13 protein-coding genes are annotated in these 17,034 nt (G+C 47.3%); 9 read left to right on the top strand and 4 right to left on the bottom strand.

Features of this window, described 5'->3' with window-relative positions:
* Nucleotides 1-48: 48 nt before the first annotated feature.
* From DF182_RS04780 to miaA, 5 genes are all read left to right on the top strand, one after another.
* Nucleotides 49-1,176, top strand: a complete 1,128-nt coding sequence (locus DF182_RS04780) for a glycosyltransferase family 4 protein (RefSeq protein WP_113614524.1) — start codon at nt 49-51, stop codon at nt 1,174-1,176.
* Between the two features lie 10 nt (nt 1,177-1,186).
* The gene (locus DF182_RS04775; RefSeq protein WP_113614523.1) at nt 1,187-1,756 is read left to right on the top strand and encodes an L-threonylcarbamoyladenylate synthase; all 570 of its coding nucleotides are present in this window, start codon (nt 1,187-1,189) and stop codon (nt 1,754-1,756) included.
* Between the two features lie 57 nt (nt 1,757-1,813).
* Nucleotides 1,814-3,250 (top strand): CCA tRNA nucleotidyltransferase, encoded by a 1,437-nt coding sequence (locus DF182_RS04770; RefSeq protein ID WP_113614522.1) that lies wholly within the window; start codon nt 1,814-1,816, stop codon nt 3,248-3,250.
* Nucleotides 3,251-3,358: 108 nt separating this feature from the next.
* The gene (locus DF182_RS04765) at nt 3,359-3,937 is read left to right on the top strand and encodes an IS1096 element passenger TnpR family protein (RefSeq protein ID WP_113614521.1); all 579 of its coding nucleotides are present in this window, start codon (nt 3,359-3,361) and stop codon (nt 3,935-3,937) included.
* 6 nt (nt 3,938-3,943) lie between these two features.
* A complete protein-coding gene (gene miaA, locus DF182_RS04760; protein WP_113614520.1) occupies nt 3,944-4,837 on the top strand; it encodes a tRNA (adenosine(37)-N6)-dimethylallyltransferase MiaA in 894 nt (297 codons plus the stop codon).
* A 96-nt stretch (nt 4,838-4,933) separates the two neighbouring features.
* On the opposite strand, the gene DF182_RS04755 is transcribed toward miaA, so the two are convergent.
* Together DF182_RS04755 and DF182_RS04750 are read right to left on the bottom strand one after the other, a co-directional pair.
* Nucleotides 4,934-6,454: an OmpP1/FadL family transporter gene (locus DF182_RS04755; protein ID WP_161964054.1), complete on the bottom strand. Its 1,521-nt coding sequence runs from the start codon at nt 6,452-6,454 to the stop codon at nt 4,934-4,936.
* Between the two features lie 205 nt (nt 6,455-6,659).
* Nucleotides 6,660-7,700, bottom strand: coding sequence for a hypothetical protein (locus DF182_RS04750; protein WP_113614518.1), 1,041 nt, complete (start codon nt 7,698-7,700; stop codon nt 6,660-6,662).
* A gap of 286 nt (nt 7,701-7,986) precedes the next feature.
* Here DF182_RS04750 and proS point away from each other — a divergent pair, with 286 nt between their 5' ends.
* From proS to DF182_RS04735, 3 genes are all read left to right on the top strand, one after another.
* The gene (proS, locus tag DF182_RS04745; RefSeq protein ID WP_113614517.1) at nt 7,987-9,462 is read left to right on the top strand and encodes a proline--tRNA ligase; all 1,476 of its coding nucleotides are present in this window, start codon (nt 7,987-7,989) and stop codon (nt 9,460-9,462) included.
* 95 nt (nt 9,463-9,557) lie between these two features.
* Nucleotides 9,558-12,485: a sensor histidine kinase gene (locus tag DF182_RS04740; protein WP_113614516.1), complete on the top strand. Its 2,928-nt coding sequence runs from the start codon at nt 9,558-9,560 to the stop codon at nt 12,483-12,485.
* Nucleotides 12,482-13,243: a LytR/AlgR family response regulator transcription factor gene (locus DF182_RS04735; protein WP_078672331.1), complete on the top strand. Its 762-nt coding sequence runs from the start codon at nt 12,482-12,484 to the stop codon at nt 13,241-13,243. Before DF182_RS04740 ends, DF182_RS04735 begins: the two co-directional genes overlap by 4 nt.
* A gap of 293 nt (nt 13,244-13,536) precedes the next feature.
* Here DF182_RS04735 and DF182_RS04730 read toward each other — a convergent pair whose 3' ends face one another.
* Together DF182_RS04730 and DF182_RS04725 are read right to left on the bottom strand one after the other, a co-directional pair.
* On the bottom strand, nt 13,537-15,111 hold the full coding sequence (locus DF182_RS04730; protein ID WP_113614515.1) for a trypsin-like peptidase domain-containing protein: 1,575 nt from the start codon (nt 15,109-15,111) through the stop codon (nt 13,537-13,539).
* Between the two features lie 307 nt (nt 15,112-15,418).
* The gene (locus DF182_RS04725; protein WP_113614514.1) at nt 15,419-16,417 is read right to left on the bottom strand and encodes an acyl-CoA reductase; all 999 of its coding nucleotides are present in this window, start codon (nt 16,415-16,417) and stop codon (nt 15,419-15,421) included.
* A 92-nt stretch (nt 16,418-16,509) separates the two neighbouring features.
* On the opposite strand from DF182_RS04725, the gene DF182_RS04720 reads away from it, so the two are divergent.
* Nucleotides 16,510-16,857, top strand: coding sequence for a 4Fe-4S dicluster domain-containing protein (locus tag DF182_RS04720; RefSeq protein ID WP_113614513.1), 348 nt, complete (start codon nt 16,510-16,512; stop codon nt 16,855-16,857).
* Nucleotides 16,858-17,034 lie beyond the last annotated feature (177 nt).

Raw genomic sequence — 17,034 nt, 5'->3', positions numbered from 1 at the left:
ATAGCGAATTACGAATTTCTTTCGCCGGACTTCGTATTTTCGCAACATATGAAGATTGGTTTTGATGCCAAGCGAGCCTTCCAGAACGATACAGGGTTAGGAAATTATAGCCGTACCCTTATCTCTTCCCTGGCTGCTGGTTTCCCGGAGCACCAGTACTACCTGTTCGCTCCCAAAAAAACGGATATGTACAAAGCACCGGGCCTTCCGGTGATATTACCTGAAAAAACCTGGCACCGCTGGTTTAAGTCGGCATGGCGCAGCCGTTATGTCGTAAAAGATCTGCAACGTCATGGAATAGACCTCTACCATGGCCTCAGCCATGAAATACCTTTCGGTATCCCCGGCAGTGGTGTGAAGTCCGTCGTTACTATGCACGACCTGATTTTTGAAAGGTATCCTGCACAGTACAACCCGATAGATGTGTTCACCTACCGGCGCAAAGCGCGCTATGCCTGTGATCAGGCCGACAAGGTGGTAGCCATCAGCGAACAGACCCGACAGGACCTGATCACCTATTACCATACAGACCCGGAAAAAATAGCGGTCGTGTACCAGAGCTGTGATCCTGCTTTTGCGGTACCCCATACCCAAACAGATATCCAGGCTTTCCGTACCCGCTATCAGCTGCCTGCGCAATATTTCCTCTACGTTGGCTCCGTGATCGAGCGGAAAAATCTGCTTGGTATTGTAACGGCCATGAATACACTGAAAGGATCAGTCGATATACCCCTTGTGATACTGGGCAACGGCAGTGGTTATAAGAAAAAGGTAAAAGAATACGTGCATGCTAACGGACTCTCTCAACAGGTGATATGGCTCAATGAACAGGAGCGTTTGCCCAACAGTGTATTACCTTTGCTGTACCAGGGAGCTGAAGCGTTGTTATATCCTTCTCTCTTTGAAGGTTTCGGTATCCCCATCCTGGAAGCACTCTGGAGTGGTACACCAGTCATCACTTCCCATGGCTCCTGTTTTGGGGAAACTGGTGGAGATGCTGCCCTGTATGTTGATCCACTCAGTAGTGCCGATATTGCCACGGCCATGCGCCGGGTACTGGCAGAACCTTCACTGGTGGAAGATATGCGCCGCAAAGGCTTGGAACATGCCCGCCTGTTTACACCGGAAAAATGTGCAGCGGATATGATGAAGGTGTACAACAGCCTGAATAAATAAATGAATACGAATGGATTTTGAACAGGATATAAATGCCGCCTTGCCCGTACTACGCAATGGTGGCCTTATTCTTTACCCTACAGATACAATCTGGGGAATAGGCTGCGACGCTACCAATGAAGCGGCCGTAAAAAAAATCTTTGACCTGAAACAACGCAGCGAAAGCAAAAGCCTGGTCATACTGCTACCCGATGTGCGTGATCTGCTGCATTATGTTTCCAATCCCAGACCCGACATGGCTGATGTGATCGCCGGCTTCGACCGGCCTACGACAGTAATATATGAAGGCGCCCTGGGCCTGGCACCCAATGTAATCAGCGAAGATCAGTCTGTGGCTATCCGCATTGTGAAAGACACCTTCTGCCGCCACCTGCTCAAAAGGCTGCGTAAACCCATGGTGTCTACTTCTGCCAATATCAGCGGTCAGCCATCTCCCGGTTCTTTTCAGGATATTTCGCCTGAAATTATCAACGGAGTGGATTACGTGGTAAAATACCGCCAGGAAGAAACCGCTTTCGGCGTGGCCTCCAGGATCATCCGCATAGGAAAAGACGGATCGATCGCGATAATCCGGGATTAAACCTCATTATTTCTTACATTTGCGCCCTGATTTCAGCGAAAGGAATAAATTTTTAATATGATCAGCAGCAAGCCATTAGACATTCCCTGCTCCCTGCAGGAACGGAAAGTGTTGGAGAAGATTGCGCTGGCAGCCCATGACCTGGGTACGCCTGCCTATCTGATCGGAGGCTTCGTACGCGATAAATTATTGGGTAGAAGAACAAAAGATATGGATATTGTGTGCGTGGGCGATGGTATCGCCCTGGCACATAAAGTGGCAGAGGCCCTCGGTGATAATATTCCGGTCAGTTTCTTTAAAACCTATGGCACCGCCCAGGTGAAATGGAATGACCTGGAAATTGAATTTGTAGGCGCCCGGAAAGAAAGCTATCGCCAGGAGTCCCGTAACCCCGAAGTGACAGCCGGTACTCTGGAAGATGACCAGAACCGCCGCGATTTTACCATCAACGCACTGGCCATCAGCCTGAAAGAAGATAACTACGGCTCCCTCATAGATCCATTCCAGGGGCTGGAAGATCTCGACAAAAAAATCATCCGTACCCCCCTGGAACCAGCACAAACATTCAGCGACGATCCGCTGCGTATGATGCGGGCTGTCCGTTTTGCCTCCCAACTGCAGTTTACTATTACCGACGAAGCCTTCACGGCCATCCGGGAAAATGCAGAACGTATCCGTATTATCTCCCAGGAAAGGATCTCCGATGAATTCAATAAAATCATGCTGTCCCCCAAACCCTCTGTGGGCCTCGACCTGCTCTATAAAGCAGGCCTGCTCAAAATCATTTTCCCCCAGATGGTGGACATGATAGGGGTGGAGATGTATGAAGGTAAAGGACATAAAGACAACTTTTATCATACCTTGCAGGTGGTAGACAATATCGCGGTTAATACCCGCGATCTCTGGCTCCGCTGGGCTGCCCTCCTGCATGATATCGGCAAACCAGCCACCAAAAAATTTGAACCAGGCCACGGATGGACCTTTCACGGCCACGATGCAGTAGGCGGAAAAATGGTGACCCGTATCTTTACCCGGTTTAAATTACCCCTGCATGATAAAATGCGCCTGGTGAAAAAACTGGTAGAACTACACCTGCGTCCGATCAGCCTCACCAAGGAAAATATTACCGACTCGGCTATCCGCAGACTACTGTTCGATGCCGGAGATGATATCGAATCACTCATGATGCTGTGCGAAGCCGATATCACCTCTAAAAACAGGTCCAAAGTAAAACGCTACCTCGAAAATTTTGAACTGGTCCGTAAAAGACTCAAAGAAGTAGAGGAAAGTGATCGTATCCGCAACTGGCAGCCTCCTGTCACCGGCGAAATGATCATGGAAATATTCGCATTGAAGCCCGGCCGGATTGTGGGTGACCTGAAAAACGCCATCCGGGAAGCTATCCTTGATGGTGAAATCCCCAACACCTACGAAGCTGCCTACGCTTTTATGCTCGAAAAAGCAAAAGCCCTGGATCTTACCCCAGTTAAATAAAATTGGTAATTTAGGGAAACAGGAAATAATAAACGATTAATTAACCATCAGCGCCCTTGATGATGCGTTGAGAATTAATATATTTAACTAACTTATAACCACATTGTCATGCCGGTTTTGAAATTCAGAGTATACTGGGAAGAAGATGAAAGTGTTTACAGGGACATTTCCATTAAGCCGAATCAGACGTTTTTAGCCTTACATACGGCCATTTTACAGGCTTTTGAATTTGACACCAAACATGGAGCTACCTTTTTCCGCAGCAACGACAACTGGCAACGCGGCCGGGAAATTATTCTGCAGGAAGATAAACAGCCCCGTAAAGTTGAACCGCTGCTCATGTCGGAAACAACTATCGCTGACGCAGTAAAGGCTCCCAACCAGAAATTTATCTACCTCTATGACTTCGCCAAAAACTGGTCATTCCTGGTAGAACTGATAGGCGTGTCCAAAGATGAAAACGCCAAACTCACCTATCCCGTTTGTGTACGCAAGGAAGGCCTGGCCCCCAGCCAATACGGCACCAAAGGCCTCGTAGGCGACAAACTTGTGGAAATGGAGGAAAAATATGACCTCAATAAAGAAGGTATGGACGAAGAAGGCTTCGGTGAAGAAGGAGAAGAAAGCGAAGAAGCCAGCGACGGCGGCGATGAATTCGGTGCCGGTGAAGATGAAAACAACTACTAGTATTTTTTGAAGACAGTCATTATCATAGCAGGACCCACCGCTTCCGGCAAAACAGCGCTGGCCATAAAACTGGCGCAGTTGTTCGGTACATCGGTAATATCTGCTGATTCAAGGCAGTGTTACCGCGAAATCAGCATCGGCACGGCCAAACCTACACCGGAAGAGCTGTCCGCAGTGCCGCATTATTTTATCGATTCCCATTCCATCCGTGAAGAAGTGAATGCCGGTATCTATGAACAGCTGGCCCTGCAGTATGCCGCAGAAATCTTCCAAAAAAATGATGTGGCCATTATGTGTGGGGGCACGGGACTGTATATACGCGCTTTCTGCGAAGGTATCGACGACATGCCCGCTATACCACCCGGTATCCGGGAAATGCTGAATGCCCGCTACGAAGAACACGGACTCTCCTGGCTACAGGAACAACTCCGCCAACGGGACCCGCAGTTTTATGCCACGGCCGAAACGCAGAATCCCCAACGCCTTATCAGGGCGCTGGAAGTGCTGGAAGCCACCGGACAGTCGATCACCACTTTCCGCACGGCCGTAAAAGCACAAAGAGACTTCCGCATCATTAAAATCGGACTTACACCGTCCAAAGAAAAGCTCCATGAAAATATCCATAAAAGGGTAGATCTCATGATGGCTGCCGGACTCGTGGAAGAAGTAAAAAGCGTATTGCCCTACCGCCAGCACAATGCTCTCCGGACAGTAGGCTATCAGGAAATATTCGATTACCTGGATGGCAAACTATCCCTCGAACAAGCCGTAGAGGATATTAAAACACATACCCGCCAGTATGCCAAAAGGCAACTGACCTGGTTCAGAAAAGACAAGGAATACCAGTGGTTCGACCCTACAGAAACAATGATAGAGACGATCATTGCTGATATTTTATGATAAACAAAGATAAAAGCGAAGAAGCCATTGATTTTACATCAATGGCTTCTTCGCTTTTATACTGATATTATAATTCTTTACTTCAATTTCCCTTTATTAGAACTTAAGACCGACGGTCATTACCACATTGCTACGGGTATAATCCAGCAGGGCGGCATTGGGTGTTAAACCCGGCGTGGTGCTGGTGTAGAGGCGGTAACGGTCATTACCCTGCGTATAGCTGTAGGTAAGGTCTGCATAGAGGCCTTTGTTACGGTAGCCGAGGCCGCCGCTGTATACTTTACGGGAAGCGTCTACGTTGGCATTGTAGCTGTCATTGCTGTAAGGGTTGCCGTAGTAGGCAAAACCGGCTCTTACTGCATACAGGGTAGCAAATTTCAGTTCGGCGCCCACTTTGATATTGGACACTGATTTGTACAGGGCGCTGATATTGTCGTTCAGTGCTTTTTCATCATCAGGGTATTTATTCATCTTGAATTTACCGGATGATTGGTTGACGAATTCATAATCAGCGGTGATGAAGCCCTGTGTATTGCTGACATGGGTGATATCACCGAAGAAGTAGGTAACACCGGCCATTGCGCGCAATGGAGTAACATAAGTATAGTCATTGTCTACTGGATAGCCGCCGGTTACCTGGCCGGAATTGGCAGACAGTACACCTTGATAACCTTCCGTGTTGGCGGTGATGTCAGCAGAATAGCTGTCATGCAGGCTGTAGAAGGTGGGTGTGTGGAAGGCGCCGCCTAATCTGAAGCGGGGAGAGGCCTTGTAAAGTATACCCAGTTTGGCGCCGATACCCAGACCAGTCCTTTTCAGATACTGATGGTAGTCGAAATAGGCAAAGTCGTTGTTGGGTTTGTTCGCGCCGTTATTGGTAGCATCATCTTCCATTACGGTAAGGTCTGCACGGTAGTTGACACTCGGTACGTTGATACTACCGCCGATGTATAAACGGTTACCATAGTTGCCTGCAACGGCGAAGGCAAATTCGTTGAGGCCACCTTGTGTTTCAAGGATACCACGTTGCTGGATGGCGGTGAGTCCGCCGGTAGGCCGTTGTGGAGAGGCGTTGCTCATCGGGTCTACGATGCCGTTTGAATGGCGGTAGCGGTCGATGACAGCGGAGAGGTAGCCGATACTGCCACCCAACGGATAGTCGTTCACGATACCGGTAGAATCAGCGTTCCACATCTGGTCCACCCAGGTGTCGGTATAAGAAGAAACGTCATTATATCCCGCGATGGCAATTTTGTTGTTATAGTTGGCCAGGCGGGTATAGCCCAGTGAAAAGGTCACGTTGTTCCAAACGTTGTCACCGGTGTGTTTGTTGGTAGCAAAGATAACACCGATGCTGGGCATCTGGAAGTTGGTTTTGCTGCCTTTGTTGTCCATCGAACCATTTCCCAGGTAGGTGGAGTTGTTATTGGTAATCCCCAGACCGGCAGATATCAGAAATTCGCCTGTTTTGAACATGCCGATACCGGCAGGGTTGGTGTGTGCTGAAGAGTAATCACCGCCCAGACCAACGCCTGCGCCTCCCAATGCCTGTGCTCTTGCTGTCCCGAAGGGTTGGTTGGGTGAGTAGAGCAGTGCGTCATTCGAGCTCTGCGCCATTGCTGTAACGGATAAAAAGATTCCTCCTAAAAGAGGGTAAAGTCTTTTAATCATAAAACTATAAACTTAAAAATTGAGATGTATTGGCAGATTGTCTGATAGATAACGAGCTGCGAATGTAATAACGTTCCGGAATGGACAAAACTTATGTCCAATAAAAAGATAAGCGTAGTTTTTTGCTACGCTTATCTCAGAATGTCTTGTATTAACGTCCGCCTCTTGCAGGACGGCTGTAGCCGCCACCGCCACCACTGCTACCGCCACCTACACGGCCACCGCCGCTGGGTGCAGAATAGCTTGGGCTGGGAGATGGTGCAGGTCTGTATTCAGATCTGGAAGGACGGGAGTATCCGCCGCCGCCATTATTGTTATTGTAGCCACCACCGCTGTTGTTATCATAGGAAGGACGGGAAATAACCGGTCTTTCTGAATTAGACTGCTGGAAGATACGACGGGGTCTGTCTGTATTGGAAGGAGCATAACCGCCGCTGTTGCCACCGTTGTTGATAGGAGCTACGCTACCTCTGGCAGGACGGTAGTAACCGCCACCGCCGGCATTGCCGCCATTGCCACCGCTGTTGGTATAGTTGGAAGCACGGATGATGCGTTCGTTACCGCTTCTAACGGGTCCGTAGGAGTTGGAAGGACGGCTGTAGTAATAACCTCCTCCGTGGCCATAGTAACCACCACCATAGTAACCGCCGGCATATACAGGGTAGTAATGACCATAGTATCCGCCGCCATAAGGCCAGTAGGAGCCATAATAAGGGTATCCCCATCCACCACCGTAGCCACCATAGCTCCATGGGCTATAGAAACCGCTGCCCCAGCCAAAACCCAGGCTGAGAGATGGGCCCCACAGGCTGTTGTAACCAAAGCTGCTGTATGGGCTGAAGCCGTAGCCATAACCACCCATGTACAGGTTGGAAGCTGCGCTGTAACCATCCATGTAGCCACCGGTGTAGCTGTTGGAAGTGGAACCAAAACGATTCAGACGACGTTGGTAATCCCCCTGGTCATCATTATAAGTCACATAAGTTCCTCCATCTTCATCGGCTGACTGGGTATAACGGGCATTCTCATCCTGCTGGGAATTGCCATTAGAGCCGTTGTTGGATGCATAGGTGCGCTGTTGCTGACGCGGAGAATAATATACATCGTCCGGTGTCTGGGCCGTTTTGTAAGTACTGGAACAGGCGCCCAGAGCGAACGAACCAGCCAGTGCAATGTATAGTATAGGTCTCATTTGAAATATATTTTAAGCTTGATTTATGTAGTAAATTTACAATTTTTTAACGGATTATAATACCACAAAGTTACAGGAAGAGCTCCCGGTTATTTTATTTTAGCCAGACTATTTGCACCTTTATGATTTTCATGTAGGTTTGTAGCATTTTCTTTTTAAATATTTGGGACAAAAACTACGCCGGTTTGATCCATTCACTGGGCACCGCCGGAAGTTTATTTTTCGCTGGATAAATTCGTGGATTTTTGGCTTAAATTTAAAGATATATAAATTAGTTATTTTATTTATGAGTAAAGAGATTACAGCCCGTTCGGAAGATTATTCAAAATGGTATAACGACCTGGTGCTGAAAGGCGGTCTGGCAGATTATTCTGCCGTTAGAGGCTGTATGGTAATCAAACCATACGGCTACGCGCTATGGGAAGCCATGCGCGATGTCCTGGACAGTAAATTCAAGGAAACCGGTCACCAGAACGCCTACTTCCCCTTGTTTATCCCCAAAAGCTTCCTCAGCAAAGAAGCCGCCCACGTGGAAGGCTTCGCCAAGGAATGCGCCGTTGTAACACACTACCGCCTCAAAAATGACCCCAACGGCGGAGGGGTAATAGTGGATCCGGATGCTAAACTCGAAGAAGAGCTGATCGTCCGCCCCACTTCAGAAACAATTATCTGGAATACTTATAAAGACTGGATACAGTCTTACCGCGACCTCCCCCTGCTGGTAAACCAGTGGGCCAACGTGGTACGCTGGGAAATGCGCACCCGCCTCTTCCTCCGCACCGCCGAATTCCTCTGGCAGGAAGGTCATACTGCTCATGCCACCGCCGAAGAAGCGATCGCTGAAACAGAACAGATGCTCAACGTCTACGCTGATTTCTCCGAACACTACATGGCTGTGCCCGTTATCAAAGGCGTAAAAACGGCAAGCGAAAGATTCGCCGGAGCTGTCAATACCTATTGCGTGGAAGCACTCATGCAGGATGGTAAAGCCCTGCAGGCAGGTACCTCCCACTTCCTCGGCCAGAACTTCGCCAAAGCATTTGACGTACAGTTCTCCAACAAGGAAAACAAACTCGATTACGTATGGGCTACCTCATGGGGCGTATCCACCCGCCTGATCGGTGGCCTCATCATGGTGCACAGCGACGATCAGGGCCTGGTACTGCCTCCCCGCATCGCTCCGCTCCAGGTAGTAATCGTGCCTATCTATAAAGGCGCCGACCAGAAAGCGGCCCTCGACGAAAAAGTAAACACCATCGTTGCCGAACTGAAAAAAGCCGGCATCCGCGTGAAATACGACGACTCCGACAATAACCGTCCGGGCTGGAAATTCGCTGAATACGAACTGAAAGGCGTACCCGTTCGTATAGCCATTGGCGCAAGAGACCTCGAAAACAATGTCGCCGAAGTAGCCCGCCGTGATACCAAAGAAAAAATGAGCCTCTCCCTCGACGGACTGGCTGGCCGTATCAGCGATCTGCTCGAAGAAATACAACAGAACCTCTTCGAGAAAGCCAAAAACTATCGCGATAGCCACATCACCCGGGTAGATACCTTCGAAGAGTTTGAAAAAGTACTCGACGAAAAAGGTGGTTTCATCGCCGCCCATTGGGATGGTACGCCTGAAACGGAAGAAATCATCAAAGAACGCACTAAAGCAACAATCCGTTGTATACCGCTGGACAACCCTCAGGAAGCAGGTACCTGCATCCTGACCGGTAAACCTTCTAAAGAACGGGTGCTGTTTGCCAGAGCATACTAGTATCAATTATGAATTTGCGGACTACGAATTACAAAAAACGTAATTTGTAGTTCGCAATTCATAATTCATAATTCGTAATTCGTAATTTTAAGTTGATGTCCATTACCCGTTTCATACTGTTATGGTGGCTGGTCATCTTTTGCACAGGTTACAACGCACTGGCCCAGGGCCTGATGATCCGCAACTATAATGTGAAAGATGGGTTGGCTAATGCTACTGTATATGCCGCCGTGCAGGACAAAGACGGATTCATCTGGTTTGCTACTCCCACCGGCGTCAGTAAATTCGACGGAAAACGCTTTCGCAACTATGCCAAAAAAGACGGCCTCACAGACAATGATGTCGTAAAACTCGCCGCAGACACTCAAGGAAGATTATGGTTCTTTACCCTCAACGGTAAACCATCTTTCTACGCCAATTCCCGTATCCATAGTGAATACAACGACTCTTCGCTGGCATTCAACAGCGGTAGTCACTACATGCAGTACGCCTTCGAAGGTAAAAAAGGCGTTATCTGGTTCTTCAATACCAACAGCCGTATTGTACAGTACAATGGCAAAAAAACAACCTACGAAAAAGGCTCAGCCTCTGGTACTAACCTCCTTTTCCTGATCCGGAATGATACCATCTTTCACCCCCTGCAAAACTCCTTTCATGTTGATGGGCTGAGAGATCCGGCAAATCCGGACCAGAAAATACTGTCCCTCTGCCCTTACCCCTTTGATCCGGAACTGACAAGCCGTGTTAGGGACCACTCCATCCTGATACTCAAAAATGCCTTATACTCCTATACCATCAAAGATCTGGTGTGTTTTTTCAACGGCGCAGACTGGGGTATCAAAGACGAAATCAGTAATATCTGTCTCGATAACGATAACCTTTGGGTAGGTACCCAACGGACCTTATACTACATCAAAGACTTTTTTAAGGGAGAAAGAAAGATCATCAAACTGCTGGATAACCACAATATTACCTCCCTCCTGAAAGACCGGGATGGTAATATCTGGATTACCACCTTTGGTGACGGCGTATACAATATCCCCTACAAAAACTTTTATTTCAGCTATCTCGATAATACTAACGGACTCTATTCCCACTCTATCTTCAGCATCTGTAAAGACAAAAAAAATGATATGCTGCTGGTAGGACAAAATGCCGGTATTCTGAATACCATCAGCGGAAACGGGACTATCCGCCAGTTCACTATCGATACTGCCAGTGGCCGTAACAGCCTGCTCACCATGGTGCCCTATAAGGAAAATCAGGTGCTGATCGGTACAGACAACGGCCTGGCGCTCTTTAATACCGCCACCTTTAAGACTTCCCAGCTGAAAGCTGTTAAAATGCTGAAGGACGTGGAAGTATCGCCTTCCGGCAAAATCAGGATAGCCGCCAAAAATCAGATCATCGCCCTCGATGATTATACCATCGGCGACCTTGATATGATGGTCACCTCTATTGCCTGTGTAAGCGATTCTACCTATTTTGTAGGTACCAGCAATGGCCTCTATTGGTGCTCCGACAACAAACATAAACTGGAACCTTCCCGCAACGATACCTCCCGGAAACTCAGTATCAAAGACCTTAAATGGATCAATGGTTACCTGTGGATCGGTACCAGCGACCAGGGCATCTATGTCATGCACGGCGATTCGATGGTGAAACACCTGTCGTCTGCCAACAATCTGGCCAGCGATATCTGCCAGCAACTGTACTACGATGGACAGGACCGCCTGTATGTGGCCACCAACAAAGGAGTATCTGTTATTGATATCCACAAACTGGCTATCACCCGTAATATCACTTCCAACGACGGACTAATGTCTGACGATATCCGCGGTGTGTATACGGATGACGGCAAGCTGTACATTGCTACCTCCAACGGTCTCTGTTACTTTAAAGGCGATCATCTGCCTGTAGATACCATACCTCCCGTGATTTACCTCAGTTACATCCGGTATGGCGACAGTACCTATATGCCTGGTAATGATTTTATTCACCTGTACAAACGTAAAGCCTCTTTTGAAGCAGAGTTCGGGACCATCGTGTTCGACCTGCCCGAGCTGGTGGAATACCAATATAATTTTTCGGGAGATACGACCAACGGATGGGTGACTACTATGTCCAATATCATCCCGTTCCCCGACCTGCAACCCGGCAGCTACAAACTGATGGTGAGGGCCCGTAAGTATAAAAGCGACTGGTCCAAACCACTCAACCTGAATGTCAGTATCCTGCCACAATGGTACCAGCAATGGTGGGCCAGGGGCATCCTCCTGCTGGCAGGGCTGCTGCTGATTCTGGTGGTGCTGCGTTATATCGTAAAACGTATCAAACAGGCCGAAAAACGAAAAACAGAATACAACCGGCGTATCGCCGAGCTGGAAGCCAAGGCATTGACTAACCAGATGAACCCGCATTTCATCTTCAACTCCCTCAACTCGGTACAACACCTGATTCTGGAAAAAGAAGAAAAGCAGGCATTGAACTTCCTGGCAGACTTTGCAACGCTGATGCGCCAGATGCTCAACAATTCCCGCAAATCCTACATTTCCCTGGAAGAGGAAATCGCTTTTCTGACCCGGTACCTGGAGCTGGAAAAAATCCGTTTTGCCCACTCCTTTACCTACCATTTTATCATGGAAGACACTTTGAAAGATTATACCATATATATTCCGCCCATGATTATCCAGCCCATTGTGGAAAACGCCATTAAACACGGATTGGCGCCTAAAAACAGCAGTGGGACCCTGGAAATCCGGATAGAGATGGTAGATGATCTGCTTTACTGCTCCGTAGATGACGATGGAATAGGCTGGGACAAGTCCAATAGTATCAAGAGTTCCAGACTGATCAAACATGAATCTACCGCGCTGAGCGTGATAAAGGAAAGATTGCAGATTATAAAATCTTTTAATGGAAGTGTTGGAAAGTTAGAAATTATTGATAAATTTAAATCTGGTTTCGGCAACAAGGAAGGTACCTTGGTCGAAATCCTGATTCCCATTGTTAAGATGTTATGAGTAATATAAAAGCTGCCATTGTAGACGATGAAGTCCGCAACATTCATATTTTGCGCAATATTTTGGAAAACTACTGTAAAGATGTTACGGTAGTTGGAGAAGCGCAGAATATTAATGAGGCGGCAGAAATGATTAAAAATAACCCCATTGATGTGCTGTTCCTGGATATTGAAATGCCTCCGCACAATGGGTTTCAGTTATTGGAAATGTTCCCTGTACTGAATTTTGAGGTCATTTTTATCACTGCTTTCCAGGAATACGCTTTACAGGCCATCAAATTTGCCGCACTGGACTACCTGCTGAAACCTATTAAGGTGAGTGAGGTGGAAGATGCCCTGGAAAAGGTAAAGAAAAGCAAAAAAGGCCGTCTCAACGAACTGGCCTCTATTCTGAAAGATTACGTTAAAAACAACGATAACGCCTTCTCCAAGATCGTTATCCCGGTAAATGACGGGTATAATGTGATCGATCTGAAAGATATTATCTACTGTGAAGCATTTGACAGTTATACCAAAATCCAGTTGATCAACAACGTTTCCCACCTGATTTCCAAATCACTGAAGGAATATGAAGAAATGTTGTCCGACAAGGGATTCTATCGCGTACACAAGTCATTTCTGATCAATATTCACCATATCGTTAAGATTATCAAAGGACTGGGAACAGCCGTGGTGATGAGCGATCAGAAAAATATCCCGATCTCTTCCCGTAAAAAAGACGAGTTCTTTACCCAGCTGAAAGGGGTGATCAACCTGTAATTTTACGTTTTATAAATATTTTAAGCCGGTGGCCATGCGCTTAACCGGCTTTTTTGTGCGTTCCCTGTCTGGATTACTATGTTCACGAAGTTGTGTAAAAGAACGTCATATACTTATCTTATTTTCATTATGGGTTTTCATAGATCTAGCTATTACTTGTTAGTTTGTCCAGACTTTACTTGTACATTAATGAAAAAGCCCCGCTTCGTATTATGAAACGGGGCTTTTTTTATTACGAAATACGAATTACCAATTACGTGGGAAAAATTCGTAATTGATAATTCGTAACTGACTTAGAGGTCTTCGGCTCCTTTACCGCCAGTATTGATATTGTAATAGTAGATATTACCACCTCTTTGCGGATAGAAACCAACCAGTTGTACATTCTTTTCCTTTTCCAGAACAGCACTCAGCGCATTTACGGAAGTAACCGGGGTATTACCGGCTTTAAGGATTACAAAGCCGGGTACCATGCTGGTTTGTTTTTTCAGGATACCGGTATTGATATCATTTACTTTAATCCCGCCTTTTACGCCAATGCTGGCTGCTTCATCTTTGCTAAGATCAGACAGGTCAGCGCCGAGCTTATCCAGATTGGTAATTCTTACCACATCTGTGGTGCCCTGAAGGTTTTTAAGCGTGATGTTGTTGGCAGTAAATTCCTTATCGTCGCGCAGGTAGGTGAGGCTGATTTTATCGCCTGGTTTGTAGCGGGCAACCTGTTCGCTCATTTGGGAAGAACCGTTGATGCCTACGCCATTGATTTTAGTGATCACATCGCCCTGACGGAGGCCAGCTGAAGCTGCGGAGCTGTTGTCCATTACTTCGGTGATCTGTACGCCGTTTACATCTCTTCTTACACCGATTTCCCGCAGCTGGTCATCACTCATAGAAGCGATGGCGGCAGGGGAGGCATATTTCACGCCGAGGTAAGCCCTTTGCACACTACCATATTTCATAAGATCGTTCACCACTTTTTTCACCAGGTTAACCGGTATAGCGTAGGAATAACCTGCGTAGGAACCGGTAGGGGAGGCAATAGCGGAGTTGATACCGATCAGTTCACCGGCTGTATTCACCAACGCGCCACCACTGTTTCCCTGGTTTACGGCAGCATCGGTTTGAATGAAAGATTCGATGGAATTATTGATTTTGCCACCGCTTTTATTGATACCGATAGACCTTGACTTGGCACTTACGATACCGGCAGTAACGGTAGCATCGAGGTTAAGCGGGTATCCTACAGCCAGTACCCATTGACCGATTTCCACATTGTCGGAGTTACCATACAGGAGATAGGGCATGTTCCGGGCGGGGATTTTGATAACGGCGAGGTCTGTGCTGGGGTCTGTACCAACCAGTTTAGCTTTGAAGGTTTTATTTTCATTGCTGAGGGAAACGGTGATCTCGTCGGCATCGGCGATCACGTGGTTGTTGGTAACGATATAACCATCATCAGAGATCAGTACACCGGAACCGGAAGCCATCTGGCCGGGAATGTAATAACGACGGCCACCTCCGCCTCCGTTAAATTCGTCGCCGAAGAATTCGTCGCCGAAGAGGTCCTGCAGGATACTGCGCTGACGCTGCAATCCATTTGTAACCTGACGGGGATTTATCTTTGTTTTGATATGAACTACGCCAGGAACCGCAACCCTGGCTGAAGTAACAAAGTCGGATGGGGGAGCAGCGTTGCTTTTGGTTTCTGTGCCAGGCATGTACCTCGCGTAATTTACAGGGATGTCATTGGAGCCGTTCTGAAAAATGCCCGGTTGCCTGCCTTCGAAGTATTTGCCATACACAAATATGGCTGCAGCGGCAGTTACAGCACTGATCAACACTGTCGTAACAATTTGCTTGAATTTCATATTATAGTGTGTTTAGCGTTGTGATACTATTTAAGTTTATATATAACGTAGAAAGTTAAGATCAATTTATGTGCCTTCGATACAAATTTAGCCGCGGCCGCAAATGAAACGCAATAGGTGGCATTTACTTTAACAGATTTTTATACCATTCGTTAAATACGATTAAAAGTATGCTGACAGGATAACACCGGGGCAGTGACAATATAACAAAAAGAGAGACAAAAAGTTAGGAAGCGGCTACGGTAAAGGGTAAAGGTAAAGGAAGGCAAAGTTCATCACGTTGCCTCCCTTTGAGTTTTTTTGCTGACTACAGTTCCAGGAGGAAAGCCAGCGTATCCACACCGTCTGCATAGTCAGACAGGGAAGGTTGCTGGGCTTGCCCGAAGGGGGTAAACTGTTGCCCTACCAGGCATTGCAGATCCGGTTCGGCGGTCATGTCGGCTTTCAGCTGCTGTATATCTTTATAGTATCCATAGTGCAGCACACTGAGAGGAGAGAACAGGGAGGCTGCCTCATGAAGCAGTATGCTGCCGTTGGTCAGATAATGGCTGCTGTTGAGCAGGAACAGGGCCAGATTATAGTCGTAGTTGTTTTTGTATTTGTGGTGATCAGCCAGGTAATCGTATTTACGGAGGGCGTTGAGTAATGGCTCAAAATCATACTCTTCGGGTACCATTATTTTGGTTACGTTACGGCAGCCCAGGCCAAAATACAGCATAACATCGTCTGCCAGTGCTTCCAGTTCGGCAGCATTTTCCCTGCCGGTAAGAATAGCTGCGGAAGTACGGTTATGCCGGATGATATGAGGGTATTTGGAGAAGTAATAGTTAAAGTAACGGGCCGAATTGTTGCTGCCGGTGGCGATATAGGCGTCACAATTCTTCAGCATGTCCATTATTTCGGTCTGCTGGGCCTGTTCGGGGTACCATTCTGCCATTTTTTCCAGGATATGGCGCATGAGCACCTCATCTTTGGAAGATAATTTCATTTTTACATGATGGCCGCTGATAAATCCGCAGAGCCAGTCGTGGAAGCCTACCAGAGGAATATTGCCAGCCACTACGATGCCTACTTTTTTAGGCTCCCTCTCCAGGGCGGCGGCAGGGTATTGCCCGAGCCAGCGCTGAAGGGCTTCGGGATCAAGGTAGTATTGACAGATATTCCGGATGGATTGATTAATAAAAGCAGGTGTAAACCAGCCATTGGCGAGATAAGCACGCTCCTTTACTGCTTCCAATTCCGGACTGTTGCCTGCCAGATACTGGCCCAGGCGTACCAACGCTGCTTCTTTTTCTGCTATATTCATGAAACTCTTATAAATATTTGACTTAATTAAACCGGGAAAATTTTATTTTTGTTGCACAAAATTAATGGCTTACTTCTAAAAAAGTTTACTCTATGGCAATTAAGATAACAGATGAATGTATAAATTGTGGCGCCTGTGAACCGGAATGTCCCAATAATGCAATCTATGAAGGCGGTGTGGAATGGGCACTTTCTGATGGTACCACAGTGAAAGGTACGTATACCCTGATGGACGGAAGCCAGATGGACGCTGACCAGCGGAATGCCCCTATCAGCGTGGACACATACTATATAGTACCGAATAAATGTACTGAATGCCAGGGTTTCCACGAAGAACCACAGTGTGCGGCTGTTTGCCCGGTTGACTGCTGCGTTCCGGACGAAATGTACCAGGAAACAGTAGATGAACTGATGGCTAAAAAAGAGAAACTGCACCTCTAATATATACCTGGAAAATCATTAAAAGCCGTTCGGTAGCTTCCGGACGGCTTTTTTGTACCGGAGTCCCCTCCCATAAAAGATCCCCCGCCGACCACCGGAAATTAATGAAAAGGCCAACTGACCTGCTGTTGACAATTAACAAATAACATTTAACTTTACCCGCTTATTGTTAAAATA

The sequence above is a fragment of the Chitinophaga flava genome, from assembly GCF_003308995.1.
In the GTDB taxonomy this organism is placed as follows: domain Bacteria; phylum Bacteroidota; class Bacteroidia; order Chitinophagales; family Chitinophagaceae; genus Chitinophaga; species Chitinophaga flava.
The sequence above is the reverse complement of the archived record's forward strand: the minus strand, read 5'-3'. Positions and strand labels throughout refer to the sequence as shown.

Excerpts from the sequence above, each read along its gene's own strand:
- DF182_RS04780 (WP_113614524.1), top strand. The coding sequence starts at position 49 with ATGAAGATTGGTTTTGATGCCAAGCGAGCCTTCCAGAACGATACAGGG.
- DF182_RS04775 (WP_113614523.1), top strand. The coding sequence starts at position 1,187 with ATGGATTTTGAACAGGATATAAATGCCGCCTTGCCCGTACTACGCAAT.
- DF182_RS04770 (WP_113614522.1), top strand. The coding sequence starts at position 1,814 with ATGATCAGCAGCAAGCCATTAGACATTCCCTGCTCCCTGCAGGAACGG.
- DF182_RS04765 (WP_113614521.1), top strand. The coding sequence starts at position 3,359 with ATGCCGGTTTTGAAATTCAGAGTATACTGGGAAGAAGATGAAAGTGTT.
- DF182_RS04755 (WP_161964054.1), bottom strand. The coding sequence starts at position 6,454 with ATGGCGCAGAGCTCGAATGACGCACTGCTCTACTCACCCAACCAACCC.
- DF182_RS04750 (WP_113614518.1), bottom strand. The coding sequence starts at position 7,700 with ATGAGACCTATACTATACATTGCACTGGCTGGTTCGTTCGCTCTGGGC.
- proS (WP_113614517.1), top strand. The coding sequence starts at position 7,987 with ATGAGTAAAGAGATTACAGCCCGTTCGGAAGATTATTCAAAATGGTAT.
- DF182_RS04740 (WP_113614516.1), top strand. The coding sequence starts at position 9,558 with ATGTCCATTACCCGTTTCATACTGTTATGGTGGCTGGTCATCTTTTGC.
- DF182_RS04735 (WP_078672331.1), top strand. The coding sequence starts at position 12,482 with ATGAGTAATATAAAAGCTGCCATTGTAGACGATGAAGTCCGCAACATT.
- DF182_RS04730 (WP_113614515.1), bottom strand. The coding sequence starts at position 15,111 with ATGAAATTCAAGCAAATTGTTACGACAGTGTTGATCAGTGCTGTAACT.
- DF182_RS04725 (WP_113614514.1), bottom strand. The coding sequence starts at position 16,417 with ATGAATATAGCAGAAAAAGAAGCAGCGTTGGTACGCCTGGGCCAGTAT.
- DF182_RS04720 (WP_113614513.1), top strand. The coding sequence starts at position 16,510 with ATGGCAATTAAGATAACAGATGAATGTATAAATTGTGGCGCCTGTGAA.